The organism is Pseudomonas sp. G2-4 (assembly GCF_030064125.1).
In the GTDB taxonomy this organism is placed as follows: Bacteria; Pseudomonadota; Gammaproteobacteria; order Pseudomonadales; family Pseudomonadaceae; genus Aquipseudomonas.
Genome location: NZ_CP125957.1, coordinates 5,805,246 through 5,831,431, shown reverse-complemented (window position 1 = coordinate 5,831,431; position 26,186 = coordinate 5,805,246). Strand labels below are relative to the sequence as shown.

The 26,186-nt window shown below is 56.5% G+C and carries 37 protein-coding genes; 34 read left to right on the top strand and 3 right to left on the bottom strand.

Features of this window, described 5'->3' with window-relative positions; all coding sequences use genetic code 11:
- The first annotated feature begins 8 nt into the window (after positions 1-8).
- The 32 genes from fusA to bfr all read left to right on the top strand — a co-directional run bounded on the left by fusA (position 9) and on the right by bfr (position 19,495).
- Positions 9-2,114 (top strand): elongation factor G, encoded by a 2,106-nt coding sequence (fusA, locus tag QNH97_RS25600; RefSeq protein ID WP_283554439.1) that lies wholly within the window; start codon positions 9-11, stop codon positions 2,112-2,114.
- Between the two features lie 31 nt (positions 2,115-2,145).
- Positions 2,146-3,339 carry an elongation factor Tu gene (gene tuf / locus QNH97_RS25595; RefSeq protein WP_003186071.1) on the top strand — a complete coding sequence of 398 codons (1,194 nt, stop codon included), beginning with the start codon at positions 2,146-2,148 and terminating at the stop codon, positions 3,337-3,339.
- 156 nt (positions 3,340-3,495) lie between these two features.
- The gene (gene rpsJ, locus QNH97_RS25590; protein ID WP_003186070.1) at positions 3,496-3,807 is read left to right on the top strand and encodes a 30S ribosomal protein S10; all 312 of its coding nucleotides are present in this window, start codon (positions 3,496-3,498) and stop codon (positions 3,805-3,807) included.
- Positions 3,808-3,887: 80 nt separating this feature from the next.
- Positions 3,888-4,523 (top strand): 50S ribosomal protein L3, encoded by a 636-nt coding sequence (gene rplC, locus QNH97_RS25585; RefSeq protein WP_003186059.1) that lies wholly within the window; start codon positions 3,888-3,890, stop codon positions 4,521-4,523.
- 12 nt (positions 4,524-4,535) lie between these two features.
- Complete coding sequence (gene rplD, locus QNH97_RS25580; RefSeq protein ID WP_003186057.1) at positions 4,536-5,138, top strand: 50S ribosomal protein L4; 603 nt, start codon at positions 4,536-4,538, stop codon at positions 5,136-5,138.
- Entirely contained in the window at positions 5,135-5,434 is a 300-nt protein-coding gene (gene rplW / locus QNH97_RS25575; protein WP_002555488.1) for a 50S ribosomal protein L23, read from the top strand. Before rplD ends, rplW begins: the two co-directional genes overlap by 4 nt.
- 14 nt (positions 5,435-5,448) lie before the next feature.
- Positions 5,449-6,273, top strand: a complete 825-nt coding sequence (rplB, locus tag QNH97_RS25570; protein WP_003210080.1) for a 50S ribosomal protein L2 — start codon at positions 5,449-5,451, stop codon at positions 6,271-6,273.
- A gap of 16 nt (positions 6,274-6,289) precedes the next feature.
- The gene (gene rpsS, locus QNH97_RS25565; RefSeq protein WP_002555486.1) at positions 6,290-6,565 is read left to right on the top strand and encodes a 30S ribosomal protein S19; all 276 of its coding nucleotides are present in this window, start codon (positions 6,290-6,292) and stop codon (positions 6,563-6,565) included.
- Positions 6,566-6,576: 11 nt separating this feature from the next.
- On the top strand, positions 6,577-6,909 hold the full coding sequence (gene rplV / locus QNH97_RS25560; protein WP_003103908.1) for a 50S ribosomal protein L22: 333 nt from the start codon (positions 6,577-6,579) through the stop codon (positions 6,907-6,909).
- Positions 6,910-6,922: 13 nt separating this feature from the next.
- The gene (rpsC, locus tag QNH97_RS25555) at positions 6,923-7,609 is read left to right on the top strand and encodes a 30S ribosomal protein S3 (protein ID WP_003176422.1); all 687 of its coding nucleotides are present in this window, start codon (positions 6,923-6,925) and stop codon (positions 7,607-7,609) included.
- 12 nt (positions 7,610-7,621) lie between these two features.
- Positions 7,622-8,035 (top strand): 50S ribosomal protein L16, encoded by a 414-nt coding sequence (gene rplP / locus QNH97_RS25550; RefSeq protein WP_025215754.1) that lies wholly within the window; start codon positions 7,622-7,624, stop codon positions 8,033-8,035.
- Complete coding sequence (rpmC, locus tag QNH97_RS25545; protein ID WP_002555481.1) at positions 8,035-8,226, top strand: 50S ribosomal protein L29; 192 nt, start codon at positions 8,035-8,037, stop codon at positions 8,224-8,226. The genes rplP and rpmC overlap by 1 nt, the downstream gene beginning before the upstream one ends.
- 2 nt (positions 8,227-8,228) lie before the next feature.
- Positions 8,229-8,495 (top strand): 30S ribosomal protein S17, encoded by a 267-nt coding sequence (gene rpsQ, locus QNH97_RS25540; RefSeq protein WP_003176419.1) that lies wholly within the window; start codon positions 8,229-8,231, stop codon positions 8,493-8,495.
- A gap of 23 nt (positions 8,496-8,518) precedes the next feature.
- Positions 8,519-8,887, top strand: coding sequence for a 50S ribosomal protein L14 (gene rplN / locus QNH97_RS25535; RefSeq protein ID WP_002555479.1), 369 nt, complete (start codon positions 8,519-8,521; stop codon positions 8,885-8,887).
- An 11-nt stretch (positions 8,888-8,898) separates the two neighbouring features.
- Positions 8,899-9,213: a 50S ribosomal protein L24 gene (rplX, locus tag QNH97_RS25530; protein WP_003186046.1), complete on the top strand. Its 315-nt coding sequence runs from the start codon at positions 8,899-8,901 to the stop codon at positions 9,211-9,213.
- A 20-nt stretch (positions 9,214-9,233) separates the two neighbouring features.
- Positions 9,234-9,773, top strand: a complete 540-nt coding sequence (gene rplE / locus QNH97_RS25525) for a 50S ribosomal protein L5 (RefSeq protein WP_003186044.1) — start codon at positions 9,234-9,236, stop codon at positions 9,771-9,773.
- A gap of 13 nt (positions 9,774-9,786) precedes the next feature.
- Positions 9,787-10,092 carry a 30S ribosomal protein S14 gene (rpsN, locus tag QNH97_RS25520; RefSeq protein ID WP_003186042.1) on the top strand — a complete coding sequence of 102 codons (306 nt, stop codon included), beginning with the start codon at positions 9,787-9,789 and terminating at the stop codon, positions 10,090-10,092.
- 210 nt (positions 10,093-10,302) lie between these two features.
- Positions 10,303-10,695: a 30S ribosomal protein S8 gene (rpsH, locus tag QNH97_RS25515; protein ID WP_003186040.1), complete on the top strand. Its 393-nt coding sequence runs from the start codon at positions 10,303-10,305 to the stop codon at positions 10,693-10,695.
- 12 nt (positions 10,696-10,707) lie between these two features.
- Positions 10,708-11,241, top strand: a complete 534-nt coding sequence (gene rplF / locus QNH97_RS25510; RefSeq protein ID WP_003186039.1) for a 50S ribosomal protein L6 — start codon at positions 10,708-10,710, stop codon at positions 11,239-11,241.
- Between the two features lie 10 nt (positions 11,242-11,251).
- Complete coding sequence (gene rplR, locus QNH97_RS25505) at positions 11,252-11,602, top strand: 50S ribosomal protein L18 (protein WP_003186037.1); 351 nt, start codon at positions 11,252-11,254, stop codon at positions 11,600-11,602.
- A 3-nt stretch (positions 11,603-11,605) separates the two neighbouring features.
- A complete protein-coding gene (rpsE, locus tag QNH97_RS25500; RefSeq protein ID WP_003186035.1) occupies positions 11,606-12,106 on the top strand; it encodes a 30S ribosomal protein S5 in 501 nt (166 codons plus the stop codon).
- Positions 12,107-12,108: 2 nt separating this feature from the next.
- A complete protein-coding gene (gene rpmD / locus QNH97_RS25495; RefSeq protein ID WP_003176408.1) occupies positions 12,109-12,285 on the top strand; it encodes a 50S ribosomal protein L30 in 177 nt (58 codons plus the stop codon).
- A 3-nt stretch (positions 12,286-12,288) separates the two neighbouring features.
- The gene (gene rplO, locus QNH97_RS25490) at positions 12,289-12,726 is read left to right on the top strand and encodes a 50S ribosomal protein L15 (RefSeq protein WP_003186032.1); all 438 of its coding nucleotides are present in this window, start codon (positions 12,289-12,291) and stop codon (positions 12,724-12,726) included.
- Positions 12,727-14,055 (top strand): preprotein translocase subunit SecY, encoded by a 1,329-nt coding sequence (secY, locus tag QNH97_RS25485; RefSeq protein WP_283554438.1) that lies wholly within the window; start codon positions 12,727-12,729, stop codon positions 14,053-14,055.
- A 30-nt stretch (positions 14,056-14,085) separates the two neighbouring features.
- On the top strand, positions 14,086-14,202 hold the full coding sequence (rpmJ, locus tag QNH97_RS25480) for a 50S ribosomal protein L36 (RefSeq protein ID WP_002555468.1): 117 nt from the start codon (positions 14,086-14,088) through the stop codon (positions 14,200-14,202).
- A 130-nt stretch (positions 14,203-14,332) separates the two neighbouring features.
- Positions 14,333-14,689, top strand: coding sequence for a 30S ribosomal protein S13 (rpsM, locus tag QNH97_RS25475; protein ID WP_003186020.1), 357 nt, complete (start codon positions 14,333-14,335; stop codon positions 14,687-14,689).
- 30 nt (positions 14,690-14,719) lie between these two features.
- A complete protein-coding gene (gene rpsK, locus QNH97_RS25470; protein WP_002555466.1) occupies positions 14,720-15,109 on the top strand; it encodes a 30S ribosomal protein S11 in 390 nt (129 codons plus the stop codon).
- An 18-nt stretch (positions 15,110-15,127) separates the two neighbouring features.
- A complete protein-coding gene (rpsD, locus tag QNH97_RS25465) occupies positions 15,128-15,748 on the top strand; it encodes a 30S ribosomal protein S4 (RefSeq protein WP_003176404.1) in 621 nt (206 codons plus the stop codon).
- Between the two features lie 22 nt (positions 15,749-15,770).
- Complete coding sequence (locus tag QNH97_RS25460) at positions 15,771-16,772, top strand: DNA-directed RNA polymerase subunit alpha (RefSeq protein ID WP_003186012.1); 1,002 nt, start codon at positions 15,771-15,773, stop codon at positions 16,770-16,772.
- A gap of 42 nt (positions 16,773-16,814) precedes the next feature.
- Complete coding sequence (gene rplQ, locus QNH97_RS25455) at positions 16,815-17,201, top strand: 50S ribosomal protein L17 (protein ID WP_003186009.1); 387 nt, start codon at positions 16,815-16,817, stop codon at positions 17,199-17,201.
- 223 nt (positions 17,202-17,424) lie between these two features.
- On the top strand, positions 17,425-18,873 hold the full coding sequence (locus QNH97_RS25450; protein ID WP_283554437.1) for a catalase: 1,449 nt from the start codon (positions 17,425-17,427) through the stop codon (positions 18,871-18,873).
- A gap of 157 nt (positions 18,874-19,030) precedes the next feature.
- Positions 19,031-19,495, top strand: a complete 465-nt coding sequence (gene bfr, locus QNH97_RS25445) for a bacterioferritin (RefSeq protein WP_025215751.1) — start codon at positions 19,031-19,033, stop codon at positions 19,493-19,495.
- 80 nt (positions 19,496-19,575) lie between these two features.
- On the opposite strand, the gene uvrA is transcribed toward bfr, so the two are convergent.
- Complete coding sequence (gene uvrA, locus QNH97_RS25440; protein WP_283554436.1) at positions 19,576-22,410, bottom strand: excinuclease ABC subunit UvrA; 2,835 nt, start codon at positions 22,408-22,410, stop codon at positions 19,576-19,578.
- Between the two features lie 178 nt (positions 22,411-22,588).
- Between uvrA and QNH97_RS25435 the strand changes: the two genes are divergently transcribed.
- A complete protein-coding gene (locus QNH97_RS25435; protein ID WP_283554435.1) occupies positions 22,589-23,986 on the top strand; it encodes an MFS transporter in 1,398 nt (465 codons plus the stop codon).
- 9 nt (positions 23,987-23,995) lie between these two features.
- Positions 23,996-24,523, top strand: coding sequence for a single-stranded DNA-binding protein (locus QNH97_RS25430; RefSeq protein ID WP_283554434.1), 528 nt, complete (start codon positions 23,996-23,998; stop codon positions 24,521-24,523).
- A 124-nt stretch (positions 24,524-24,647) separates the two neighbouring features.
- On the opposite strand, the gene QNH97_RS25425 is transcribed toward QNH97_RS25430, so the two are convergent.
- Complete coding sequence (locus QNH97_RS25425; RefSeq protein ID WP_283554433.1) at positions 24,648-25,274, bottom strand: hypothetical protein; 627 nt, start codon at positions 25,272-25,274, stop codon at positions 24,648-24,650.
- A gap of 357 nt (positions 25,275-25,631) precedes the next feature.
- Positions 25,632-26,186 (bottom strand): cysteine hydrolase family protein, encoded by a 555-nt coding sequence (locus tag QNH97_RS25420; protein ID WP_283554432.1) that lies wholly within the window; start codon positions 26,184-26,186, stop codon positions 25,632-25,634.

The following is a 26,186-nucleotide window of genomic DNA, read 5'->3' as shown; positions in this document are numbered from 1 at the left end:
AGGGCTTTATGGCTCGTACTACACCGATTAACCGCTACCGTAACATCGGTATCGTTGCTCACGTGGATGCTGGTAAAACCACCACCACTGAGCGCGTCCTTTTTTACACTGGCAAAAGTCACAAGATGGGCGAGGTGCATGATGGCGCCGCGACCACCGACTGGATGGTGCAGGAGCAGGAGCGTGGTATTACCATTACTTCTGCTGCCATTACCGCTTTCTGGAAGGGTTCTGAGAAGCAGTACAAGGACGAGCACCGCTTCAACGTCATCGACACCCCGGGTCACGTGGACTTCACCATTGAAGTAGAACGTTCCCTGCGCGTGCTCGACGGCGCTGTGGTTGTGTTCTGCGGCACCTCGGGTGTTGAGCCTCAGTCGGAAACCGTATGGCGTCAGGCCAACAAATACGGCGTTCCGCGTCTTGTTTATGTGAACAAGATGGACCGTGCGGGCGCCAACTTCCTGCGCGTGATCGCTCAGATCAAGCAGCGTCTGGGTCACACTCCGGTGCCGATCCAGTTGGCTATCGGTTCCGAAGACAACTTCCAGGGTCAGATCGATCTGATCAACATGCAAGCGGTCTACTGGAACGACGCTGACAAGGGTATGGTTCCTGTTCGCAAGGACATCCCTGCAGAGTTGCTGGAAGAAGCCGAGAAGTGGCGCGGCAACATGGTTGAGGCTGCGGCCGAAGCCAACGAAGAACTGATGAACAAGTACCTCGAGGGTGAAGAGCTCACCAACGAGGAAATCAAGGCTGCTCTGCGTCAGCGTACTATCGCTGGTGAGATCGTCCTGGCTGTTTGTGGTTCTTCCTTCAAGAACAAGGGTGTTCCCCTGGTTCTCGACGCCGTGATCGACTTCCTGCCTGCGCCGACCGACATTCCTGCCATCAAGGGTACTGACCCGGATGACGAGACTATCGAGCTGGAGCGTCATGCAGACGACAGCGAGCCGTTCTCGGCTCTGGCGTTCAAGATCGCTACTGACCCATTCGTGGGTACCTTGACCTTTGTCCGGGTTTACTCGGGTGTGTTGAACTCCGGCGACGGCGTGATCAACTCTGTAAAAGGCAAGAAAGAGCGCGTGGGTCGTATGGTGCAGATGCACGCAAACGCCCGCGAAGAGATCAAGGAAGTGCGCGCTGGTGACATCGCGGCCTTGATCGGCATGAAGGACGTCACCACGGGTGAGACTTTGTGCAACGGCGACAAGCCAATCATCCTTGTTCGCATGGACTTCCCGGAGCCGGTTATTTCGGTTGCCGTTGAGCCAAAAACCAAGGATGACCAGGAAAAAATGGGTATCGCTCTGGGCAAGCTTGCTCAGGAAGATCCATCTTTCCGCGTTAAGACTGATGAAGAGACTGGTCAAACGATCATCTCTGGCATGGGCGAGCTGCACTTGGACATCCTGGTTGACCGGATGCGCCGCGAGTTCAACGTCGAAGCCAACATCGGCAAGCCTCAGGTTTCCTATCGTGAGCGCATCACGAAGAACTGTGAGATCGAAGGCAAGTTCGTTCGCCAGTCCGGCGGTCGTGGTCAGTTTGGCCATTGCTGGATTCGTTTTGCACCCGCTGACGAAGGTCAGGAAGGTTTGCAATTCGTGAACGAAGTCGTAGGTGGTGTGGTTCCTAAGGAATACATCCCGGCGATCCAGAAGGGTATCGAAGAGCAGATGAAGAACGGCGTTGTTGCCGGCTATCCGCTGATCGGCCTGAAGGCAACTGTGTTCGATGGTTCTTACCACGACGTCGACTCCAACGAGATGGCGTTCAAGGTGGCTGCTTCCATGGCAACCAAGCAACTGGCCCAGAAGGGCGGTGGTGAGTTGCTCGAGCCGATCATGGCGGTAGAAGTCGTAACGCCTGAAGACTACATGGGTGATGTCATGGGCGACCTTAACCGTCGTCGTGGCATGATTCTGGGTATGGAAGATACGGTTTCCGGCAAGGTTATTCGTGCCGAGGTTCCGTTGGGTGAAATGTTCGGTTACGCGACCGACGTTCGTTCCATGTCTCAGGGTCGCGCAAGCTACTCTATGGAATTCAAAAAATACAATACAGCTCCGTCGCATATCGTCGAAACTGTTACCAAAAAACAAGGCTGATTCAGCCCCTTTAGGCTAGGAGTTAATTGTCGTGGCTAAAGAAAAATTTGATCGTTCCCTACCGCACGTCAACGTTGGCACCATTGGTCACGTTGACCACGGTAAAACCACCCTGACTGCTGCTCTGACTCGCGTCTGCTCCGAAGTTTTCGGCTCGGCCGTTGTTGCTTTCGACAAAATCGACAGCGCTCCGGAAGAGAAGGCTCGTGGTATCACCATCAACACCGCGCACGTTGAGTACAACTCTTCGATTCGTCACTACGCTCACGTTGACTGCCCAGGTCACGCTGACTATGTGAAGAACATGATCACCGGTGCTGCCCAGATGGACGGCGCGATCCTGGTTTGTTCGGCCGCTGATGGTCCGATGCCACAAACCCGTGAGCACATCCTGCTGTCCCGTCAGGTTGGCGTTCCGTACATCGTTGTCTTCCTGAACAAGGCTGACATGGTTGACGACGCTGAGCTGCTGGAACTGGTTGAGATGGAAGTGCGCGATCTGCTGAGCACTTACGACTTCCCAGGTGACGACACTCCGATCATCATCGGTTCGGCTCTGATGGCTCTGAACGGCCAAGACGACAACGAAATGGGTACCACCGCTGTCAAGCGCCTGGTAGAAACTCTGGACAGCTACATCCCAGAGCCAGTTCGTGTTATCGACAAGCCATTCCTGATGCCAATCGAAGACGTATTCTCGATCTCGGGTCGCGGTACTGTTGTAACCGGTCGTATCGAGCGCGGTATCGTCAAGGTTCAGGATCCACTGGAAATCGTTGGTCTGCGTGACACTACCGTCACCACCTGCACCGGTGTTGAAATGTTCCGTAAGCTGCTCGACGAAGGTCGTGCTGGCGAGAACTGCGGCGTTCTGCTGCGTGGTACCAAGCGTGACGACGTTGAGCGTGGCCAGGTTCTGGTTAAGCCAGGTTCGGTCAAGCCGCACACCAAGTTCGAAGCTGAAGTGTACGTTCTGAGCAAGGAAGAAGGCGGCCGTCACACTCCGTTCTTCAAAGGCTACCGTCCGCAGTTCTACTTCCGGACCACTGACGTGACCGGTAACTGCGAACTGCCGGAAGGCGTTGAAATGGTAATGCCAGGCGACAACATCAAAATGGTTGTCACCCTGATCAAGACCATCGCAATGGAAGACGGTCTGCGTTTCGCTATCCGTGAAGGCGGTCGTACCGTCGGCGCTGGCGTCGTAGCCAAAATCATCGAGTAAGCTCTTTTCGAGTCAGCTTCGATGAGTTGAAAAAGCCTCCGCCTAGCGGGGGCTTTTTTATTGGGTTGACACCTATATGGGTCGTCTATAGAATTGCGCCTCCTTTTAACGGGCGTATTGCGCTCGGTGGGAATAGCAGCCGGAGTCTGAAATCCAATGCAAAATCAGCAAATCCGTATCAGGTTGAAGGCTTTTGACCATCGCCTGATCGACCAATCCACCCAGGAAATCGTGGAAACCGCGAAACGTACTGGTGCTCAAGTGCGTGGTCCAATTCCACTGCCTACCCGTAAAGAGCGGTTCACCGTTCTGGTCTCCCCGCACGTCAACAAAGACGCGCGTGACCAGTACGAGATCCGTACTCATAAGCGCGTTCTGGACATCGTCCAGCCAACGGATAAAACCGTTGATGCTCTTATGAAGCTTGATCTTGCGGCCGGTGTGGAAGTGCAGATCAGCCTCGGCTAAGACTCGGTCTTAGTCGTGTAACGCTCTGAAATGGGCGGCCATAGCGGGTGAAAGCCCCGTACACTCATGAGGTTTACAACATGACTATTGGTGTAGTCGGTCGTAAATGCGGTATGACCCGTATTTTCACCGAAGAAGGTGTCTCCATTCCGGTCACGGTCATTGAGATCGAGCCGAATCGCGTCACCCAGTTCAAAACTGAAGAGACCGATGGCTATCGTGCAGTGCAAGTCACTGTCGGCGAGCGTCGTGCTTCGCGTGTAACAGCTGCTCAGGCTGGCCACTTCGCCAAGGCGAACGTTGCCGCTGGTCGTACCGTAATGGAATTCCGTCTTGAAGAAGGCGAGTACCAGGCCGGCGATCTGATCAACGCTGAAATCTTCGCTGCTGGTCAACTGGTTGATGTAACCGGTCAGTCCAAAGGTAAAGGCTTCCAGGGTACGATCAAGCGTTGGAATTTCCGCGGGCAAGATAACACCCACGGTAACTCCGTATCCCACCGCGTTCCAGGCTCTATCGGCCAGTGCCAGACTCCTGGTCGTGTATTCAAGGGCAAAAAAATGTCCGGTCATATGGGCGCTGAGCGCGTGACCGTGCAGTCCCTCGAAGTAGTGCGCGTGGACGCTGAACGCAATCTGTTGTTGGTCAAGGGCGCTGTTCCTGGCGCTACTGGCGGCAACTTGGTTGTACGTCCAGCAGCCAAGGCTCGCGGTTAAGGGGAAGCTGACATGCAATTAAATGTAAATGACGCTCAAGCGATCGAAGTTTCCGAACTGACATTTGGCGGCGAATTCAACGAGACGCTGGTTCACCAAGCAGTCGTGGCCTACATGGCCGGCGGCCGTCAAGGTAGCAAGCAGCAAAAGACCCGTTCCGACGTTTCTGGTGGCGGTAAGCGCCCATGGCGTCAGAAAGGTACTGGCCGTGCTCGTGCCGGTACTATCCGTAGCCCAATCTGGCGTGGCGGCGGTACCACTTTCGCAGCTCGTCCTCAGGATCACTCCCAGAAGCTGAACAAGAAGATGTATCGCGCAGCAATGCGTTCCATCCTTGCTGAGCTGGTGCGTACTGATCGTCTGGTCGTGGTTCAGGACTTCGCTGTTGAAGCGCCGAAAACCAAAGATCTGCTGAACAAGCTGAATGGCATGGGCCTGACTGACGTCCTGATCGTGTCTGACGCTGTTGATCAGAACCTGTACCTGGCTGCTCGTAACCTGCCACACGTTGATGTCCGTGACGTGCAAGGTTCCGATCCAGTTAGTCTGATCGCATACGACAAGGTGTTGATCACCGTGTCGGCCGTGAAGAAATTCGAGGAGCTGCTGGGATGAACCAGGAACGCGTATTTAAAGTTCTGCTTGGCCCGCACGTTTCCGAGAAGGCTACGGTTCTGGCAGACAAGAAAGGCCAGTTCGTTTTCAAGGTTGCGACTGACGCAACCAAGCTGGAAATCAAGAAGGCCGTCGAAAGCCTGTTCAGCGTGAAAGTGGAGCGCGTGACTACCCTGAACGTTCTGGGTAAAAGCAAGCGCACTGCTCGCGGTCTGGGCAAGCGTAATGACTGGAAGAAGGCAGTTATCTCCCTTCAGCCAGGCCAAGATCTCGATTTCAGCAGCAGTGCTGAGTAAGGAAGGGGTGCATCATGGCAATCGTTAAATGCAAACCGACTTCCCCTGGCCGCCGTTTTGTGGTCAAGGTGGTCAATCAGGAGCTGCATAAAGGCGCTCCTCACGCACCGCTGCTCGAGAAAAAATCGAAGACTGGTGGTCGTAACAACAATGGCCGTATTACCACTCGTCACATCGGTGGTGGTCATAAGCAGCATTATCGTCTGGTCGACTTCCGTCGCAACGACAAGGATGGCATCGCTGCCACCGTCGAGCGTATCGAATACGATCCAAACCGTACTGCTCACATCGCTCTGCTGCTGTACGCAGATGGCGAGCGTCGCTACATCATCGCCCCTAAAGGCGTGAGCGCTGGCGACCAGCTGATCGCAGGTGCCTTGGCACCGATCAAGCCGGGCAACGCTCTGCAACTGCGCAACATCCCAGTTGGTAGCACCGTACACGGCATCGAATTGAAGCCAGGTAAAGGCGCGCAAATCGCTCGTTCCGCTGGTGCTTCGGCTCAGCTGATCGCTCGTGAAGGTGTCTACGTGACCCTGCGTCTGCGCTCTGGTGAGATGCGTAAAGTACTGGCTGAATGCCGTGCGACCCTGGGCGAAGTCTCGAACTCCGAGCACAGCCTGCGTTCGTTGGGTAAAGCTGGTGCCAAGCGCTGGCGTGGCGTTCGCCCAACCGTTCGTGGTGTTGCCATGAACCCGGTTGACCACCCACATGGTGGTGGTGAAGGTCGTACCTCTGGTGGTCGTCATCCGGTATCGCCATGGGGCTTCCCGACTAAGGGCGCGAAGACTCGTGGTAATAAGCGTACCGACAAAATGATCGTCCGTCGTCGCAAGTAAATAGAGGGATACGACAGTGCCACGTTCTCTGAAAAAAGGTCCTTTTATTGATCTTCACCTACTGAAGAAGATCGAAGTGGCGGCGGAAAAGAACGATCGCAAACCAGTTAAGACCTGGTCGCGTCGTTCGATGATCCTGCCACAAATGGTCGGTTTGACCATCGCAGTACACAACGGTCGTCAGCACGTCCCCGTTCTCGTGAACGAAGACATGGTCGGCCACAAACTGGGCGAGTTTGCCGGTACCCGCACATACCGTGGGCACGTGGCTGACAAGAAAGCCAAGCGTTAAGGGGTTAGGAAATGGAAGTAGCCGCTAAGTTGTCGGGCGCTCGAATCTCCGCCCAGAAAGCCCGCTTGGTCGCCGACCAGATCCGCGGGAAGAAGGTGGGCGAAGCGCTCAACCTGTTGGCTTTCAGCAGTAAGAAAGCCGCCGAGATCATGAAAAAAGTGCTGGAGTCGGCCGTAGCCAACGCCGAGCATAACGAAGGCGCAGACGTTGATGACCTGAAAGTCAGCACCGTTTTCGTCAACGAAGGGCGTTCGCTGAAGCGTATCATGCCGCGTGCCAAAGGCCGTGCTGATCGCATCGTCAAGCGGTCTTGCCATATCACTGTCAAGGTTGCTGACAAGTAACGGAGTCGAAGAGATGGGTCAGAAAGTACATCCCATTGGCATTCGCCTGGGAATCGTCAAGGAGCACACCTCCGTCTGGTACGCAGACGGTCGGACTTATGCGGACTATTTGTTCGCTGATCTGAAGGTGCGTGAGTATCTCCAAGACAAACTAAAAAGCGCGTCCGTAAGCCGTATCGATATCCATCGTCCGGCTCAGACTGCACGTATCACCATCCACACCGCTCGCCCAGGTATCGTTATCGGGAAGAAGGGTGAAGATGTTGAGAAACTGCGTCAGGACCTGACCAAGCAAATGGGTGTGCCTGTGCACATCAATATCGAAGAGATCCGTAAGCCGGAGCTCGACGGTATGCTGGTTGCGCAGAGCGTAGCTCAGCAGCTGGAGCGTCGCGTAATGTTCCGTCGCGCTATGAAGCGCGCTGTACAGAACGCAATGCGCATTGGTGCCAAAGGCATCAAAATCCAAGTGAGCGGTCGTCTCGGCGGTGCTGAAATCGCACGTACTGAATGGTATCGCGAAGGTCGTGTGCCTCTGCACACCCTGCGTGCCGACATCGACTATGCCAACTACGAAGCTCACACCACCTACGGTGTGATCGGTGTAAAGGTTTGGATCTTCAAAGGCGAAGTAATTGGTGGTCGCCAAGAAGAGCTGAAACCACAAGCACCAGCGCCTCGTAAAAAAGCTGCTAAGTAAGGGGTACGCCAAATGTTGCAACCAAAGCGTACGAAGTTCCGCAAGCAGATGACCGGTCACAACCGTGGCCTGGCATTGCGCGGTAGCAAAGTCAGCTTCGGCGAGTTCGCGCTGAAGTCTGTAGCTCGTGGTCGTCTCACCGCTCGTCAGATCGAGTCAGCGCGTCGTGCTCTGACCCGTCACGTAAAACGTGGCGGCAAGATCTGGATCCGTGTATTCCCGGACAAGCCTATTTCCAAGAAGCCACTCGAAGTTCGGATGGGTAAAGGTAAGGGTAACGTCGAATACTGGGTTGCCCAGATTCAGCCAGGCAAAGTCCTGTATGAAATCGAGGGTGTAACTGAAGAGCTGGCGCGTGAGGCTTTTGCCCTGGCTGCTGCAAAGCTGCCGCTCGCCACCGCCTTTGTTAAACGGACGGTGATGTGATGAAAGCGAATGAACTTCGTGAAAAATCAGCACAGCAGCTGAACGAGCAACTGCTCGGCCTGCTGCGCGACCAGTTCAATCTGCGTATGCAGAAAGCAACTGGCCAGTTGGGGCAGTCTCATCTGCTCTCGCAAGTTAAGCGTGACATCGCTCGCGTGAAAACTGTGCTCAACCAGCAGGCAGGTAAGTAATCATGGCTGAAGCCGAAAAAACTGTCCGTACGCTGACTGGCCGTGTTGTCAGCGACAAGATGGACAAAACCATCACCGTTCTGATCGAGCGTCGCGTTAAGCACCCGATCTACGGTAAATACGTTAAGCGTTCGACTAAGCTGCACGCGCACGACGAAACCAATCAGTGCCACATCGGCGACAAAGTCACTATTCGTGAAACTCGTCCTTTGGCCAAGACCAAGTCTTGGGCGCTGGTTGATGTTCTCGAACGCGCTGTGGAAGTCTAAGGACTAGGGGTCGGAGAAATTATATGATTCAGACTCAATCCATGCTCGATGTGGCCGATAACAGCGGCGCTCGCCGCGTTATGTGCATCAAGGTGCTGGGTGGCTCCCATCGTCGTTACGCTGGTATTGGTGACATCATCAAAGTTACCGTGAAGGAAGCAATTCCTCGCGGTAAGGTGAAAAAAGGCCAAGTGATGACTGCTGTTGTAGTCCGCACTCGTCACGGCGTTCGCCGTGCAGATGGCTCCATTATCCGCTTTGATGGCAACGCTGCTGTTCTTCTGAACAACAAGCAAGAGCCGATCGGCACCCGTATCTTTGGGCCAGTGACCCGTGAACTTCGTACTGAGAAGTTCATGAAGATCGTCTCGCTCGCCCCAGAAGTGCTGTAAGGAGATCCGACATGCAAAAGATTCGTCGTGACGACGAGATCATCGTGATCGCCGGCAAAGACAAAGGTAAGCGCGGTAAGGTGCTGAAGGTTCTTGCTGACAACCGTCTGGTTGTTGGTGGTCTGAACCTGGTCAAGCGTCATACCAAGCCTAACCCGATGTCGGGCGTACAGGGCGGTATCGTCGAGAAAGAAGCGCCACTGCACGCTTCTAACGTCGCCATTTTCAACGGCGAAACCAACAAGGCTGACCGCGTTGGTTTCAAAGTAGAAGACGGTAAGAAAATTCGTGTCTTCAAGTCGACCCAAAAAGCGGTTGATGCTTGAACACTGCTAGGTAGAAGACCATGGCACGACTAAAAGAGATTTACCGGAAGGAAATCGCACCGAAACTTAAGGAAGAACTTAAGCTTTCGAACGTGATGGAAGTTCCGCGCGTTACCAAAATCACCCTGAACATGGGTCTGGGCGAAGCGATCGGTGACAAAAAAGTCATCGAGCACGCTGTTGCTGACCTGGAAAAGATCACCGGTCAGAAAGTCGTTGTGACTTACGCTCGGAAATCCATCGCTGGCTTTAAAGTCCGTGAAGGTTGGCCGATCGGCGTCAAAGTGACCCTGCGCCGCGAGCGTATGTACGAGTTCCTGGATCGTCTGCTGTCGATCTCCCTGCCTCGGGTTCGCGACTTCCGCGGCCTGAATGCCAAGTCCTTCGATGGGCGTGGTAACTACAGCATGGGCGTTAAAGAGCAGATCATTTTCCCGGAAATCGATTACGACAAGATCGATGCTCTCCGCGGTCTGGACATTACCCTGACCACCACTGCTCGGACGGATGACGAAGGTCGCGCACTGCTGCGCGCATTCAAATTCCCGTTCCGCAACTGATTGGAGTAGGAAAATGGCCAAGAAGAGCATGAAAAACCGTGAGCTGAAGCGTCAGCTCACCGTTGCCAAGTACGCCACCAAGCGTGCAGCGCTGAAAGCTATCATCGTCGATCTGAACGCAAGTCCAGAAGCGCGTTGGGAAGCTACCGTAGCCCTGCAGAAGCAGCCACGTGACGCAAGCGCCTCGCGCATGCGTAACCGCTGCCGCCTGACTGGTCGTCCGCACGGCGTGTACCGCAAGTTCGGCCTTGGCCGTAACATGCTGCGTCAAGCTGCAATGCGTGGTGACGTTCCAGGTCTGGTTAAAGCCAGCTGGTAAGCACGATCGAAGTCTCGGTGTTCAGAGTCGCAAGATCCTGACCACCGGTGACCTTGAACTTGAATCAAGCCCCTCATGGGGCTTGATTCATTTGTGGGGTGTGTCTAGAATACCCGGCTCGCCTGAGCCCGTGCTTTTTTCGCACGGATGCACTCGGCGACACGTACTAGCCGCAAGGCTAATTTTTTGTGTATTAGGAGCGTCTAGCCCATGAGTATGCAGGACCCGTTAGCGGACATGCTAACTCGTATCCGTAATGCCCAGATGGCTGAAAAGTCCGTCGTAAGCATGCCATCTTCTACGTTGAAGGTAGCTGTTGCCAAAGTCCTGAAGGACGAAGGTTACATTGCGGGTTATCAGATCAGCAGCGAAATCAAGCCACTGCTGTCCATCGAGCTGAAGTACTTCGAAGGCCGTCCGGTCATCGAGGAAGTGAAGCGCGTTAGCCGTCCAGGCCTGCGTCAGTACAAGTCCGTCGATGATCTGCCAAAAGTTCGTGGCGGTCTCGGTGTGTCTATCGTCTCCACCAACAAAGGTGTGATGACGGATCGTGCTGCGCGCGCTGCCGGTGTCGGCGGCGAAGTTCTTTGCACTGTGTTCTAAGGGGGGATAAGCATGTCACGCGTCGCTAAGAACCCCGTTAAGCTGCCAGCCGGTGTCGAAGTCAAATTCGCAGGCCAACAGCTTTCGGTGAAGGGTGCCAAGGGCACTCTGCAACTGAACATCCATTCGTCCGTTGAGATCGTTGAAGAAGCTGGTGAGCTGCGTTTCGCTGCTCGCAATGGCGATCAACAGACTCGCGCAATGGCTGGTACCACTCGTGCGTTGGTAAACAACATGGTCCAAGGCGTAAGCCAAGGCTTCGAGCGTAAGCTCCAGCTGGTCGGTGTTGGTTACAAAGCGCAAGCAAAAGGCACAGTGCTGAACCTGGCTCTTGGCTTCTCGCACCCAGTGGATTATGAACTGCCGGAAGGCATCACCGCTGAGACTCCTAGCCAGACCGATATCCTGATCAAGGGCATCGACAAGCAGCTGGTAGGTCAAGTGGCCGCCGAGATCCGCGACTTCCGTCCACCAGAGCCGTACAAAGGCAAAGGTGTGCGCTACGCGGACGAAGTCGTCCGTCGTAAAGAAGCCAAGAAGAAGTAGGGCATAGCAAATGACCGACAAAAAAGTTACTCGACTGCGTCGCGCTCGCAAAGCACGCCTGAAAATGCACGAACTCGAAGTCGTGCGTCTCTGCGTGTTCCGCTCGTCGCAGCACATCTACGCCCAGGTCATTTCGGCCGACGGCAACAAAGTCCTGGCAAGTGCCTCGACTTTGGATAAAGAACTGCGTGATGGTGCCACTGGCAACATCGACGCGGCCACTAAGGTTGGCCAGCTGGTCGCTACGCGTGCAAAAGCCGCTGGCGTCTCGCAGGTGGCTTTCGACCGCTCTGGCTTCAAGTACCACGGCCGCGTCAAGGCGCTGGCTGATGCTGCTCGTGAAGCTGGGCTGGAGTTCTAAGTTATGTCAAATAACGACCAAAAGCGCGACGAAGGCTACATCGAGAAGCTGGTTCAGGTTAACCGTGTAGCCAAAACCGTTAAAGGCGGCCGTATCTTCACTTTCACCGCGTTGACCGTGGTGGGTGATGGTAAAGGGCGCGTTGGCTTCGGCCGTGGCAAGTCGCGTGAAGTGCCTGCTGCGATCCAGAAGGCAATGGAAGCTGCTCGCCGCAACATGATCCAAGTTGATCTGAACGGCACCACTCTGCAGTACGCAATGAAGTCTGCCCATGGCGCTTCGAAGGTGTACATGCAGCCTGCTTCTGAAGGTACCGGTATCATCGCTGGCGGCGCTATGCGTGCTGTCCTCGAAGTTGCTGGCGTTCAGAACGTTCTGGCCAAGTGCTACGGCTCGACTAACCCGGTAAACGTGGTTCACGCCACTTTCAAGGGTTTGAAAGCAATGCAGTCTCCTGAATCCATTGCCGCCAAGCGTGGCAAAAGCGTCAAGGAGATCTTCTGATCATGGCTACCGTAAAAGTAACGCTGATCAAAAGCATGACCGGCCGCATCCCTAACCACAAACTGTGCGTTAAGGGTCTGGGTCTGCGTCGCATCGGTCACACTGTAGAAGTCCAGGATACTCCCGAGAATCGCGGGATGATCAACAAGGCTTACTACATGCTGCGTGTCGAGGGTTAATCGATGAAACTCAATGATCTGAGTCCAGCGCCGGGTTCCCGTCGCGAAAAGCATCGTCCGGGCCGTGGTATCGGTAGTGGTTTGGGCAAGACCGGTGGCCGTGGCCACAAAGGTCAGACCTCCCGCTCCGGTGGCACCATTGCTCCAGGCTTTGAAGGCGGTCAACAGCCGCTGCATCGTCGTCTGCCGAAGTTCGGTTTCGTTTCCCTGAAGGCCATGGACCGCGCAGAAGTGCGTCTGTCCGAACTGGCTAAAGTGGATGGCGACATCGTCACCGTGCAGTCCCTGAAGGATGCCAACGTGATCAACCAGAACGTACAGCGTGTGAAAATCATGCTGTCGGGCGAAGTTGCTCGTGCTGTCACCATCGGAAAGGGAATCGGCGCCACCAAAGGTGCGCGTGCGGCTATCGAAGCAGCTGGCGGCAAGTTCGAGGAATAAATGGCTAAGCAAGGTGCTCTCTCTGCGCTCGGCAAAGGCGGTATGTCTGAACTCTGGGCTCGTCTGCGTTTTCTGTTCCTGGCGATTATCGTCTACCGAATAGGCGCACACATCCCGGTTCCAGGTATCAACCCGGACCGACTCGCGGACCTGTTTCGACAGAATGAGGGGACCATTCTTAGCTTGTTCAACATGTTTTCCGGTGGCGCGCTGGAACGGATGAGCATCTTTGCACTGGGGATCATGCCGTACATTTCGGCATCGATCATCATGCAACTGATGACCGCCGTCAGCCCGCAACTGGAGCAGTTGAAGAAGGAAGGTGAAGCTGGCCGTCGCAAGATCAGCCAGTACACCCGCTACGGCACTGTCATTCTCGCTCTCGTTCAAGCCATTGGCATGTCCATTGGCTTGGCGGGGCAGGGTGTTTCGTTCACTGGTGACTTTAGCTTCCATTTCGTCGCGGTAACCACGTTTGTGGCGGGTGCGATGTTCATGATGTGGCTGGGTGAGCAGATTACTGAGCGTGGTGTTGGCAACGGTATCTCGATGTTGATCTTCGCAGGTATCGTCGCCGGTCTTCCGAGAGCGATCGGGCAGTCTTTCGAGTCTGCGCGTCAGGGTGATATCAACATTTTCGCCCTGGTTGCCATCGGTTTGCTGGCAGTAGCGATTATCGGTTTCGTGGTGTTCATTGAGCGTGGTCAGCGGCGTATTGCCGTTCACTACGCCAAGCGTCAGCAAGGCCGCAAGGTGTTTGCTGCGCAGACTAGCCACTTGCCGTTGAAGGTGAACATGGCCGGCGTAATTCCGGCTATTTTCGCGAGCAGCATTCTGCTGTTCCCGGCTTCGTTGGGTGCCTGGTTCGGCCAGTCTGAAGGTATGGGCTGGTTGCAGGACATCTCGCAGTCGATCGCTCCTGGTCAGCCGTTGAATATTCTGCTGTTTAGTGCAGGGATTATTTTCTTCTGCTTCTTCTATACGGCGTTGATGTTCAATCCGAAAGACGTAGCGGAAAACCTGAAGAAGTCCGGTGCCTTTATTCCGGGCATCCGTCCAGGTGAGCAGTCTGCGCGCTACATTGATGGCGTTCTGACTCGCTTGACCATGTTCGGTGCTCTTTACATGACGGCCGTCTGTCTGTTGCCCCAGTTCCTGGTGGTTGCGGCAAACGTACCGTTCTACCTTGGCGGGACCTCGTTGCTGATCGTGGTCGTGGTTGTGATGGACTTCATGTCCCAAGTACAATCGCACCTCGTTTCGCACCAGTACGAATCCCTGATGAAGAAAGCCAACCTGAAGGGCTACGGCAGCGGCATGTTGCGCTGAGTAGCGTCCATAAGGTTCGAGGAGTTGGTGATGAAAGTTCGTGCATCGGTGAAAAAGCTGTGCCGTAACTGCAAGATTATTCGCCGCGAAGGTGTTGTTCGGGTAATTTGCAGCGCGGAACCGCGTCACAAACAGCGCCAAGGCTGAGTGTGATTGTGCTTTAAGCCCGGCAGCTAGTGCGCTGCCGGGTTGATTATTTGTTATTACAGCGATATTATCTCGCGCCCTATTTCTTGGCTTCCGGGGCGTAGGTAGCTGTCAATTGGAGTCCCACTGAATGGCCCGTATTGCAGGCGTTAACATTCCAGATAACAAGCATACTGTTATCTCGCTGACCTACATCTATGGTGTTGGTCGCACTACTGCACAGAAAATTTGTGCAGTGACTGGGGTCAACCCAGCGGCAAAGATCAAAGATCTGAGCGACGAGCAGATTGAACAGCTGCGTGGCGAAGTGGCGAAGTTCACCACTGAAGGTGACCTGCGTCGCGAAATCAACATGAAAATCAAGCGCTTGATGGACCTCGGTTGCTATCGCGGTCTGCGTCATCGTCGTGGTCTTCCAGTGCGCGGTCAGCGTACCAAGACCAACGCGCGTACCCGTAAAGGTCCGCGTAAGCCGATCCGCAAGTAATCGCCCCAGCGAATCGACAGGAATTTAATCATGGCAAAACCTGCTGCTCGTCCTCGTAAAAAAGTTAAAAAGACAGTGGTTGATGGCATCGCCCACATCCATGCTTCTTTTAACAACACCATCGTGACCATTACCGACCGTCAAGGTAACGCTCTCTCTTGGGCTACCTCTGGTGGTTCGGGTTTCCGCGGTTCCCGCAAGTCCACCCCGTTCGCTGCTCAAGTAGCTGCTGAACGTGCTGGTCAAGCTGCGCTGGAATACGGCCTGAAAAACCTCGACGTCAACGTCAAAGGTCCAGGTCCAGGTCGTGAATCCGCAGTCCGCGCTTTGAACGGCTGTGGCTACAAGATCGCCAGCATCACCGACGTGACGCCAATCCCGCACAACGGGTGCCGTCCGCCGAAGAAGCGCCGCGTGTAATCCAGGAGATTGTAAAGAATGGCTCGTTACATTGGTCCAAAATGCAAACTCGCTCGTCGCGAAGGCACCGATCTCTTCCTGAAGAGCGGCGTGCGCGCGATCGAATCGAAGTGCAACATTGAAGCAGCACCTGGTATCCACGGCCAACGCCGCGGTCGCCAGTCCGATTACGGCACCCAACTGCGTGAAAAGCAGAAGGTCCGTCGTATCTACGGCGTTCTCGAGCGTCAATTCAGCGGCTACTACAAAGAAGCTGCTGGCAAGAAAGGCGCAACTGGCGAAAACCTGTTGCAGCTGCTCGAATGCCGTCTGGACAACGTTGTATACCGTATGGGTTTCGGTTCTACTCGTGCCGAATCCCGTCAGCTGGTATCGCACAAGTCGATCAGCGTTAACGGTCAGACCGTAAACGTTCCGTCCTACCAGGTTCGTGCTGGTGACGTGGTTGCTGTTCGCGAGAAAGCAAAGAACCAACTTCGCATTGTCCAAGCTCTCGATCTGTGTGCCCAACGTGGCCGCGTAGAATGGGTAGAAGTAGACACTGAGAAGAAGTCGGGCGTTTTCAAGAACGTTCCTGCTCGCAGTGATCTGTCCGCCGACATCAACGAAAGCCTGATTGTCGAGCTCTACTCCAAGTAAGGGCTAGAAAATAGGTGCATCCATGCAGATTTCGGTAAATGAGTTCCTGACACCCCGCCATATTGATGTGCAGGTTGTCAGTCCAACCCGCGCCAAGATCACACTCGAGCCTCTCGAGCGTGGTTTCGGCCACACCCTGGGCAACGCGCTGCGACGCATCCTGTTGTCCTCAATGCCCGGCTGTGCAGTAGTCGAGGCCGAGATTGACGGTGTGCTCCATGAGTACAGCGCCATCGAAGGTGTACAGGAAGATGTAATTGAAATCCTGTTGAACCTTAAAGGTCTGGCTATCAAGCTGCACGGTCGTGACGAAGTTACGCTGACCTTGTCGAAGAAGGGTTCGGGGGTGGTTACCGCTGCCGATATTCAGCTGGATCATGATGTCGAGATCGTTAACCCCGATCACGTAATCGCTAACCTGGCGTCTAACGGCGCCCTGAACATGAAGCTCACAGTAGCTCGTGGTCGTGGTTATGAACCGGCAGACTCGCGTCAGAGCGATGAAGACGAAAGCCGCAGCATTGGTCGCTTGCAGCTTGACTCTTCGTTCAGCCCGGTTCGCCGTATCGCATACGTGGTGGAAAACGCCCGTGTCGAACAGCGTACCAACCTGGACAAGCTGGTTATTGATCTGGAAACCAACGGTACCCTGGATCCTGAAGAGGCTATTCGCCGCGCTGCAACCATCCTGCAACAGCAGTTGGCTGCGTTCGTCGACCTTAAGGGTGATAGTGAGCCAGTGGTTGTTGAGCAGGAAGACGAGATCGATCCGATCCTGCTTCGCCCGGTTGACGATCTGGAACTGACTGTACGTTCGGCTAACTGCCTTAAGGCGGAAAACATCTACTACATCGGTGACCTGATTCAGCGCACCGAAGTAGAGCTGTTGAAGACTCCGAACCTTGGCAAGAAATCCTTGACTGAAATCAAGGACGTTCTGGCCTCCCGCGGTCTGTCCCTCGGCATGCGCCTCGACAACTGGCCGCCTGCAAGTCTTAAGAAGGACGACAAGGCGACTGCCTGATCGTCGTAATCACCGAACGTTGTGTTTGGTAAGGAATGAACCATGCGTCATCGTAAAAGTGGTCGTCACCTGAGCCGCACCAGCTCGCACCGCAAGGCCATGTTTCAAAACATGGCGGTGTCGCTGTTCGAGCACGAGCTGATCAAAACTACACTGCCGAAAGCCAAAGAACTGCGTCGCGTTGCTGAGCCGCTGATCACTCTGGCCAAGACAGATAGCCTGGCTAACCGCCGTCTGGCTTTCGACCGTACTCGTTCGAAAGCTATCGTTGGTAAGCTCTTCAACGACCTGGGCAAGCGTTATGCTACCCGTGAGGGTGGCTACCTGCGCATCCTCAAGTGCGGTTTCCGCGCTGGCGACAACGCGCCTATGGCGTACGTCGAGTTGGTTGATCGTGCTACCAGCGGTGAAGCTGTATCCGCTGAGTAAGTCGGCAACATACAAAAAACCGGGCCTAGTGCCCGGTTTTTTGTGCCTGATGGAAAAGCAACCAAGCCGTTTCGTCAGGCTTCGCTATCGGCCAGCCATCGGTGTTAGATAATAACTATCGATGCCCATGATTTAATGAATTTGGATACTGTCATTAATATGATCAATACTCCTTTCCAGCCGATTAGCCGGCAGTTCGAAGACCGACCTAGGAAGATTGAGCATGAGCCAGACCAAAACGCTTACGACCGCTAGCGGCGCTCCTGTCGCCGACAACCAGAATTCTCGCTCCGCCGGCCCGCGCGGCCCGCTGTTGCTCGACGATTTCCACCTGATCGAGAAGCTTGCTCACTTCAACCGCGAGAACATTCCTGAGCGCCGTGTGCACGCCAAAGGCTCGGGCGCCTACGGCACATTTACCGTCACTCGGGACATCACGCAGTACACCAGCGCCAAGTTGTTCGAGTCGGTCGGCAAGCAAACCCCAACCTTCCTGCGGTTTTCCACCGTGGGCGGTGAGCGTGGTTCTGCCGACACCGAACGCGATCCGCGTGGTTTTGCCCTGAAGTTCTACACCGAGGAAGGCAACTGGGACATCGTGGGCAACAACACGCCGGTGTTCTTCATCCGTGATCCGTTGAAATTTCCGGACTTCATCCACACTCAGAAACGTCTGCCGCAAAGCAACCTGAAAAGCGCCCAGGCGATGTGGGATTTCTGGTCGCACTCGCCTGAGGCGCTGCACCAAGTCACCATTCTGTTCTCCGATCGTGGCATTCCTGACGGCTACCGCCACATGCACGGCTTCGGCAGCCACACCTACAGCCTGATCAGTGCTCAGGGCGAGCGTCATTGGGTGAAGTGGCACTACAAGACCAAGCAAGGGATCAAGAATCTCCCACCGGCTGAAGCAGCACGCCTGGCGGGGACTGACCCAGATTATGCCCAGCGTGACTTGTTCAATGCGATCGAGCGCGGTGACTTTCCGAAATGGAGTGTCTGCATCCAGATCATGACTGAGGCTCAGGCCGCGGCTCATTACGAGAACCCGTTCGACGTGACCAAGACTTGGTCGCAGAAAGAGTTTCCGTTGATTGAAGTGGGTGAACTCGAACTCAACCGTAATCCGCTGAACTACTTTGCCGAGGTCGAGCAGGCGGCGTTCGGGCCGAGCAACATGGTGCCGGGCGTTGGTCTGTCGCCGGATCGCATGCTGCAGGGCCGGGTATTCGCCTACGCCGATGCACACCGCTACCGTGTAGGGACCAATCACCAGCAATTGCCGGTGAATGCTCCGCGCAGTCCGGTCAATACCTACCAGCGTGATGGTGCCATGGCGTTTGGCAGCAACGGCGGGGCGGCACCGAACTATGAGCCGAACAGCTACGTGGAAGCGCCGAAACAGGCTCCACGCTATGCCGAGCCGGCCTTGGCCCTCAGTGGCGCGGCTGATCGTTACGATCATCGCGAAGACACTGACTACTACAGCCATGCCGGTGCGCTGTTCCGTTTGATGAGCGACGAGCAGAAAGCGTTGCTGATCAACAATATCGCCGGCGCGATGGCCGGTGTATCGGCGGATGTCGTTGACCGTCAGCTCCAGCATTTCTTCAGGGCGGATGCCGCTTATGGAGAAGGGATAGCAAAGGCGTTGGGCGTACAGCTTAACTAAGTCTAAACGAGAAGCAGAACCGCCCTCATTTGGGCGGTTTTTGCGTTTTTTAACCTGGTTTTCTCGGATTTTCTTCGCTTTTATTGCGATCGGCGAGTGACCTCTCCCCCAGGTTGGTTCAAACTAGAGCCTTCAAAGCTTGTGGAGATGTAGGGCGATGCAAGGTCACCCAGATGTAATCGATTACCTCAACACGTTGCTGACAGGCGAACTGGCAGCCCGTGATCAATATTTCATCCACTCGCGGATGTACGAGGACTGGGGGTTCACCGAGCTCTACGAACGTATCAACCATGAGATGGAAGAAGAAGCCCAGCACGCCGATGCATTGATGCGCCGGATCCTGATGCTCGAGGGCACGCCGCGGATGCGTCCGGATGACCTGGACATCGGCACCACCGTGCCCGATATGCTCGCCGCCGACTTGCGCCTGGAATACAAGGTACGCGCTGCGCTGTGCAAAGGCATCGAGCTTTGCGAGCAGCACAACGACTACGTGACCCGTGAGATCCTGCGTATCCAGCTTAACGACACCGAGGAAGACCATACCTACTGGCTCGAGAAGCAGTTGGGTCTGATCAAGTTGATTGGCCTGGAAAACTACCTGCAATCACAGTTCTGATTACAGCCTCGCTGCCACAGAAAAACAAAAAGCCCCTGTCATCGATGAGATGACAGGGGCTTTTTCGTGCTCGGGGAAAATCAGTCCCGATCACGCTCCAGCAACGGCTTGAGGTAGTAGCCGGTGTAGGACTGCTTCATCTCGGCCACTTGCTCGGGTGTGCCTACGGCGATGATCTGGCCACCCTTGGAGCCGCCTTCCGGCCCCAGGTCCACCAGCCAGTCAGCGGTCTTGATGACGTCCAGGTTGTGTTCGATCACCACCACGGTGTTGCCGTGGTCCCGCAGGCGATGCAGCACGTCGAGCAATTGCTGGATATCCGCGAAGTGCAGGCCGGTGGTCGGTTCGTCGAGGATGTACAGGGTCTTGCCGGTGTCGCGCTTGGAAAGCTCGCGGGACAACTTGACCCGCTGGGCTTCCCCGCCGGACAACGTCGTCGCAGACTGCCCGAGCTTGATGTACGACAGGCCCACATCCATCAGCGTCTGGAGCTTGCGTGCCAGCGCGGGCACCGCGTCGAAGAACACCCGCGCTTCCTCGATAGTCATCTCGAGGGTTTCGTGGATGCTCTTGCCCTTGTACTTGATCTCCAGGGTTTCGCGGTTGTAGCGCTTGCTCTTGCACACATCGCACGGCACGTAGATGTCCGGCAGGAAGTGCATCTCCACCTTGATCAGGCCATCGCCCTGGCAGGCCTCGCAACGCCCACCCTTGACGTTGAAGGAGAACCGTCCCGGACCGTAGCCTCGGGAGCGAGACTCAGGCACGCCGGCGAACAGTTCGCGGATCGGTGTGAACAACCCGGTGTAGGTCGCCGGATTGGAGCGCGGCGTACGACCAATCGGGCTCTGGTCGATGTCGACCACCTTGTCCAGGTGCTCCAGGCCCTTGATGCTGTCGTGGGCGGCAGCTTCCAGGGTGGTGGCGCCGTTCAGGGCCGTGGCGCTGAGGGGGAACAGGGTGTTGTTGATCAGTGTCGATTTGCCGGAGCCGGACACGCCGGTGACGCAGGTCAGCAGGCCGATCGGGATTTCCAGGTCGACGTTGCGCAAGTTGTTGCCGCGGGCGCCCTTGAGGGTCAGCGACAGCTTCTTGTTGCGTGGTGTGCGCTTGGCCGGAACCTTGATCTTTACCCGGCCCGACAAGTATTTACCGGTCAGGGAATCGGGGTGCGCCATGACTTCGGCGGCCGTGCCCTGGGCAACGATATGCCCGCCATGCACGCCCGCGCCCGGGCCGATGTCCACCACGTAATCCGCCAGGCGAATCGCGTCTTCGTCGTGTTCGACCACGATTACCGTGTTACCGATGTCCCGCAGGTGCTTCAAGGTCCCGAGCAGTCGGTCGTTGTCGCGCTGGTGCAGGCCAATGGACGGCTCGTCGAGGATGTACATCACCCCCACCAGGCCGGCGCCGATCTGGCTGGCCAAGCGGATACGCTGGGCTTCGCCGCCGGACAATGTGTCCGCGCTGCGATCGAGGGTCAGGTAATCCAGGCCGACGTTCACCAGGAACTGCAGGCGCTCGCGGATTTCCTTGAGGATCTTGTCGGCGATTTCGCCACGACGGCCGGTGAGTTTCAAACCGCCGAAATAATCGGTAGCATCGCCGATCGGCAGGTTGGTCACCGCCGGCAGGGTCTTCTCGCCGACCCACACATGCCGTGCTTCGCGACGCAAGCGGGTGCCACGGCAATCGGGGCAGGGCTGGGTGCTGAGGAACTTGGCCAGCTCTTCGCGCACGCTCGCCGACTCGGTCTCGCGATAGCGCCGCTCCAGGTTCGGCACGATGCCTTCGAACGGGTGGGAGCGCTTGACGATGTCGCCGCGGTCGTTCAGGTATTTGAAGTCGACATTCTGCGAGCCGCTGCCGTGCAGGATGAATTTCTGCTGATCGGCGGGCAATTCATTGAACGGCTTGTCCAGGCTGAACTTGTAGTGGGTCGCCAGCGACCCGAGCATCTGGAAGTAATAGACGTTACGCCTGTCCCAGCCGCGAATTGCACCTTCAGCCAGGGTCAGCTCGCCATTGACCAGGCGCTTGGTGTCGAAGAACTGCTTGACCCCCAGGCCATCGCAGGTCGGGCAGGCGCCAGCCGGGTTGTTGAAGGAGAACAGCTTAGGTTCCAGCTCACTGATGGCGTGGCCGCAGATCGGGCAGGCGAAGCGCGCGGAGAAGATGATTTCTTCGCCAGGCTCGTCGTCCATCGGCGCCACCAGGGCAATGCCGTCGGCCAGTTTCAGGGCTGTCTCGAAGGACTCGGCCAGCCGCTGTTGCAGGTCGGCGCGGACCTTGAAGCGGTCGACCACGACATCAATCGAATGCTTCTTCTGTTTATCCAGTTTCGGCAGTTCGTCCAGCTCGCACAACTTGCCGTTGACCCGGGCCCGCACGAAACCCTGGGCGCGCAGTTCTTCGAAGACCATCAGGTGCTCGCCCTTGCGCTCGCGAATCACCGGCGCCAGCAGCATCAGCTTGCTGCCTTCCGGCTGGGCCAGCACCAGATCGACCATCTGGCTGACGGTCTGGGCTTCCAGGGGGATGTCATGGTCGGGGCAGCGGGGGATACCGACTCGCGCATACAGCAAACGCAGGTAGTCGTAGATCTCGGTGATGGTGCCCACCGTCGACCGGGGGTTATGGGAAGTGGATTTCTGTTCGATGGAGATGGCCGGCGACAGGCCTTCGATGGTGTCGACGTCGGGTTTTTCCATCATCGACAGGAACTGCCGGGCATAGGCCGACAGCGATTCGACATAGCGTCGCTGGCCTTCGGCGTACAGGGTGTCGAAAGCCAGGGATGATTTGCCGGATCCGGACAGGCCGGTGATGACGATCAGTTTGTCCCGGGGCAGGGTCAGGTCGATGTTCTTCAGGTTGTGGGTACGGGCCCCACGAATCAGGATCTTGTCCAAAGTGGCCTCGCTCGGCGGGCGTCGAAAACGTAGGAGTATACGGGCAAATACTGGATGGATGCACACTATTGAAGTGCGATTGCAGCCATACATGAAGACTGCGCGGCAAACGGTCGCCATATACCCCCTCAATCGATGGGACTGGTAGAATCGCCGCCGGTTCACATGAGGTTTTTCCATGCACGATCCCCACAGCGAACGCATGAGTAGTGGTGAGACCCGCGCGGCAAGCGGTCTGGCCCTGGTGTTCGCCTTCCGTATGCTGGGCATGTTCATGGTGTTGCCGGTACTGGCGACCTATGGCATGGACCTGGCGGGCGCGACCCCGGCTCTCATTGGGCTGGCGATTGGCGCTTACGGCCTGACCCAGGCAATTTTCCAGATTCCCTTCGGGATGATCTCCGACCGTATTGGCCGGCGCCCCGTCATTTATCTGGGGCTGATCGTCTTCGCCCTCGGCAGCGTGCTGGCGGCCAATGCCGATTCGATCTGGGGCGTGATCGCCGGACGAATCCTGCAAGGCGCCGGGGCTATTTCCGCAGCCGTCATGGCGCTGTTGTCAGACTTGACCCGCGAACAACATCGGACCAAGGCCATGGCTATGATCGGCATGACGATCGGTCTGTCATTCGCTGTCGCCATGGTTGTAGGACCGTTGCTGACTCGCGCTTTTGGCTTGTCGGGCCTGTTCCTGGCCACCGGGGCCATGGCGTTGGTGGGCATCCTGATCGTGGCGTTCATGGTGCCGCGTTCCACCGGACCGTTGCAGCACCGTGAATCCGGGGTGGCCCGGCAGGCACTTATGCCGACGCTCAAGCACCCGGACCTGTTGCGCCTGGACTTGGGCATTTTCGTGCTCCACGCCATGCTGATGTCCAGCTTCGTGGCCTTGCCGCTGGCGCTGGTCGAGAAAGCCGGCCTGCCCAAAGAACAGCACTGGTGGGTCTACCTCACCGCGTTGCTGATTTCGTTCTTCGCCATGATCCCGTTTATCATCTATGGCGAGAAACGACGCAAAATGAAACGAGTTTTGCTCGGTGCCGTCATGACGCTGATGCTCACTGAGCTATTCTTCTGGCAGTTCGGCGATAGCTTGAGGGCTCTGGTGATCGGCACGGTGGTGTTCTTCACCGCGTTCAATCTGCTGGAGGCGTCGCTGCCGTCGCTGATCAGCAAGGTTTCACCAGCGGGCGGCAAGGGCACGGCGATGGGGGTTTATTCCACCAGCCAGTTCCTGGGATCAGCGTTGGGGGGGATTCTCGGCGGCTGGCTGTTCCAGCATGGCGGTTTGTCGGTTGTGTTCCTGGGATGCGCCGCGCTGGCTGCACTTTGGCTGCTTTTTGCTGTTACCATGCGCGAACCTCCGTATGTGACGAGCCTGCGCTTGCCGTTGTCGCCCGAAGCCATCCGCGAAGCAGGCCTGACCGAGCGCCTCAAGGCCGTCGTTGGAGTAACCGATGCAGTGGTGGTCGCCGACGAAGCGGCCGTTTATATCAAACTGGACACCGAATTATTGGATCGCGCGACGCTTGAGCGCCTGGTGAACAACCCGGCCCCGAACGCGTGCGAAGCCTAGGAGAACGTTATGGCCCGTGGGGTTAACAAAGTCATATTGGTCGGTACTTGCGGCCAGGATCCCGAAGTTCGCTACCTGCCGAACGGCAACGCCGTGACCAACCTGAGTCTGGCGACAAGCGAACAGTGGACCGACAAGCAGACCGGCCAGAAGGTCGAGAAGACCGAATGGCACCGCGTGTCGATGTTCGGCAAGGTGGCTGAGATCGCCGGTGAATACCTGCGCAAGGGTTCGCAGGTGTACATCGAAGGCAAGCTGCAGACCCGCGAGTGGGAAAAAGACGGTATCAAGCGTTACACCACCGAGATCGTGGTCGACATGCAAGGCACCATGCAACTGCTGGGCGGCCGTCCACAGGGTGACCAGCAACAAGGTGGCAACAACTACCAGCAATCGGCCCCAGCCCCACGTCAGCAGGCGCCTCGCCCACAGCAGTCGGCGCCACAGCCACAACGCGAGCGCCCGGCGGCCCCACAACAAGCCGCGCCGCAACCGGCGCCGGATTTCGACAGCTTTGATGACGATATTCCGTTCTGATTCCTGCCTGAGACTATTGCTCAGGTAGTTCCCTGAAAGCCCCAAGCGCTCTGCACTTGGGGCTTTTTATTTGTCTGGCGCAAACCGAATCGTGACTTGGGGACACTGGCAAACCCGCCCTTGCTCACAAATCCAGATCCAATACCTCCTGCATCCTCTCGCCAACCGACTGACTCAACCACGCAGCATGAAACGCCATGTCCTGATCCGTCAGGTCCACCCAAAACCGAAGTGCGATGTCCTTGCCATTGCCCCCGGCGAAGCCCACCACGAAATGACAAACGTTGCCGTAAGCAGTCGTTTTGTAGGGCTTGATGAAATGGATGTCGCTGTACGGCACGGATTCCTCGGTGGTTTTTCGGGCTGGACGGCGCTGGATGAAGGTGAGGCGTTGCTGACGTTCGTCAAAGCAGAAACCAAGCACCTTGGGCCCGGAGGCGAGCCAGTTGAGCATGCAGACGGCCACAAATGCGCTGATGAACGTGAGCGCCAAAAACAGTGGATCCTCGATCACTCTTGTGTGAATGGGCGACAGGCTCTGTCCGACATGAAACAGCTTCATCGATAACACGGCCAGTCCGTAGACCGGCAAGGCCAGGAACACCGCCACGGCGTACAGCATGGTGCCGAAGTATCCCGGCCGGGATACGTTGCTTGAGCAATCCCAAGTAGGTGGGTGCCGTGGCGCTGATGCAGCGGTGTCGATCGGGACAGGGGAGTCGACCAGGCGCGGCGGGCGTTTGCGTTTCATGCGGCTGGCTCTAGGGGGAAAACTGACCGGCCATTCTTATCGTTATTCCTCAAGTACGCCTAGTGGAAATCACCATCGAGAGTTCAAAAGGAAAAGCCACGCTTCAGTTGCCTAATGCCGTTCCCTTAAGGCAATCGATAAACCCGTGGCGAGGGAGCTTGCTCCCGCTGGGCCGCGAAGCGGCCCCAAAACCTGCCAAATGCGGAGCATCAGATACACCGCACCCGGCAGTTTACGACTGCTTCGCAGCCGAGCGGGAGCAAGCTCCCTCGCCACAGGTCCATCATTTCTCTTAAGTGAACTGCATTGCGCTTCAGTTGCGCGGTTTCTCCCTGCCCTTGAATAATTGATTACCCCTCAGCGGCTGGCCGCCAAAAACTGCTCGGCGCTTACCACGCTCGCATAAGCAAACCCCAGCGCCGCCATGAACGCCGCATGCACCTGGGCGGCTGGAACGACGACGCCATTGAATTCCAGGTCGAGGGTGGCGCAGGCATCGTGGATTACCGTGACGTCGTAGCCCAGGTCTGCCGCCGCCCGCACGACGCCATCGACGCACATGTGGCTCATGCTGCCGACGACCACCAGTTGTTCGATGCCGTGGTGGTCGAGGATGGCTTGCAGTTCGGTCTCGCGAAACGAATTGACGAAGTGCTTGAGCACCACCGGTTCTTCGGCGCGGTTGAGCACCTTGGGATGCAGCTTGGCGCCTTCGGAGCCCGGCGTGAAGAATGGCGCGTCGTCGTCGGTGAACTCGTGGCGGATGTGCACCACGTGATCGCCTGCCTGGCGGAAGGCTTCGATCAAGCGTGCGGCATTGTCAGCGGCAGCTTCGGCACCGACCAACGGCCATTTTCCTTGGGGGAAGTAGTCGTTCTGGATATCGACTACGATGAGCGCTTGCTTGGACAT

Bases quoted from the DNA above. Each gene is read 5' to 3' on its own strand.
- fusA (WP_283554439.1), top strand. From the start codon at position 9: ATGGCTCGTACTACACCGATTAACCGCTACCGTAACATCGGTATCGTT.
- rpsJ (WP_003186070.1), top strand. From the start codon at position 3,496: ATGCAAAATCAGCAAATCCGTATCAGGTTGAAGGCTTTTGACCATCGC.
- rplC (WP_003186059.1), top strand. From the start codon at position 3,888: ATGACTATTGGTGTAGTCGGTCGTAAATGCGGTATGACCCGTATTTTC.
- rplD (WP_003186057.1), top strand. From the start codon at position 4,536: ATGCAATTAAATGTAAATGACGCTCAAGCGATCGAAGTTTCCGAACTG.
- rplW (WP_002555488.1), top strand. From the start codon at position 5,135: ATGAACCAGGAACGCGTATTTAAAGTTCTGCTTGGCCCGCACGTTTCC.
- rplB (WP_003210080.1), top strand. From the start codon at position 5,449: ATGGCAATCGTTAAATGCAAACCGACTTCCCCTGGCCGCCGTTTTGTG.
- rplV (WP_003103908.1), top strand. From the start codon at position 6,577: ATGGAAGTAGCCGCTAAGTTGTCGGGCGCTCGAATCTCCGCCCAGAAA.
- rpsC (WP_003176422.1), top strand. From the start codon at position 6,923: ATGGGTCAGAAAGTACATCCCATTGGCATTCGCCTGGGAATCGTCAAG.
- rplP (WP_025215754.1), top strand. From the start codon at position 7,622: ATGTTGCAACCAAAGCGTACGAAGTTCCGCAAGCAGATGACCGGTCAC.
- rpmC (WP_002555481.1), top strand. From the start codon at position 8,035: ATGAAAGCGAATGAACTTCGTGAAAAATCAGCACAGCAGCTGAACGAG.
- rpsQ (WP_003176419.1), top strand. From the start codon at position 8,229: ATGGCTGAAGCCGAAAAAACTGTCCGTACGCTGACTGGCCGTGTTGTC.
- rplN (WP_002555479.1), top strand. From the start codon at position 8,519: ATGATTCAGACTCAATCCATGCTCGATGTGGCCGATAACAGCGGCGCT.
- rplX (WP_003186046.1), top strand. From the start codon at position 8,899: ATGCAAAAGATTCGTCGTGACGACGAGATCATCGTGATCGCCGGCAAA.
- rplE (WP_003186044.1), top strand. From the start codon at position 9,234: ATGGCACGACTAAAAGAGATTTACCGGAAGGAAATCGCACCGAAACTT.
- rpsN (WP_003186042.1), top strand. From the start codon at position 9,787: ATGGCCAAGAAGAGCATGAAAAACCGTGAGCTGAAGCGTCAGCTCACC.
- rpsH (WP_003186040.1), top strand. From the start codon at position 10,303: ATGAGTATGCAGGACCCGTTAGCGGACATGCTAACTCGTATCCGTAAT.
- rplF (WP_003186039.1), top strand. From the start codon at position 10,708: ATGTCACGCGTCGCTAAGAACCCCGTTAAGCTGCCAGCCGGTGTCGAA.
- rplR (WP_003186037.1), top strand. From the start codon at position 11,252: ATGACCGACAAAAAAGTTACTCGACTGCGTCGCGCTCGCAAAGCACGC.
- rpsE (WP_003186035.1), top strand. From the start codon at position 11,606: ATGTCAAATAACGACCAAAAGCGCGACGAAGGCTACATCGAGAAGCTG.
- rpmD (WP_003176408.1), top strand. From the start codon at position 12,109: ATGGCTACCGTAAAAGTAACGCTGATCAAAAGCATGACCGGCCGCATC.
- rplO (WP_003186032.1), top strand. From the start codon at position 12,289: ATGAAACTCAATGATCTGAGTCCAGCGCCGGGTTCCCGTCGCGAAAAG.
- secY (WP_283554438.1), top strand. From the start codon at position 12,727: ATGGCTAAGCAAGGTGCTCTCTCTGCGCTCGGCAAAGGCGGTATGTCT.
- rpmJ (WP_002555468.1), top strand. From the start codon at position 14,086: ATGAAAGTTCGTGCATCGGTGAAAAAGCTGTGCCGTAACTGCAAGATT.
- rpsM (WP_003186020.1), top strand. From the start codon at position 14,333: ATGGCCCGTATTGCAGGCGTTAACATTCCAGATAACAAGCATACTGTT.
- rpsK (WP_002555466.1), top strand. From the start codon at position 14,720: ATGGCAAAACCTGCTGCTCGTCCTCGTAAAAAAGTTAAAAAGACAGTG.
- rpsD (WP_003176404.1), top strand. From the start codon at position 15,128: ATGGCTCGTTACATTGGTCCAAAATGCAAACTCGCTCGTCGCGAAGGC.
- QNH97_RS25460 (WP_003186012.1), top strand. From the start codon at position 15,771: ATGCAGATTTCGGTAAATGAGTTCCTGACACCCCGCCATATTGATGTG.
- rplQ (WP_003186009.1), top strand. From the start codon at position 16,815: ATGCGTCATCGTAAAAGTGGTCGTCACCTGAGCCGCACCAGCTCGCAC.
- QNH97_RS25450 (WP_283554437.1), top strand. From the start codon at position 17,425: ATGAGCCAGACCAAAACGCTTACGACCGCTAGCGGCGCTCCTGTCGCC.
- bfr (WP_025215751.1), top strand. From the start codon at position 19,031: ATGCAAGGTCACCCAGATGTAATCGATTACCTCAACACGTTGCTGACA.
- QNH97_RS25435 (WP_283554435.1), top strand. From the start codon at position 22,589: ATGCACGATCCCCACAGCGAACGCATGAGTAGTGGTGAGACCCGCGCG.
- QNH97_RS25430 (WP_283554434.1), top strand. From the start codon at position 23,996: ATGGCCCGTGGGGTTAACAAAGTCATATTGGTCGGTACTTGCGGCCAG.
- QNH97_RS25425 (WP_283554433.1), bottom strand. From the start codon at position 25,274: ATGAAACGCAAACGCCCGCCGCGCCTGGTCGACTCCCCTGTCCCGATC.
- QNH97_RS25420 (WP_283554432.1), bottom strand. From the start codon at position 26,186: ATGTCCAAGCAAGCGCTCATCGTAGTCGATATCCAGAACGACTACTTC.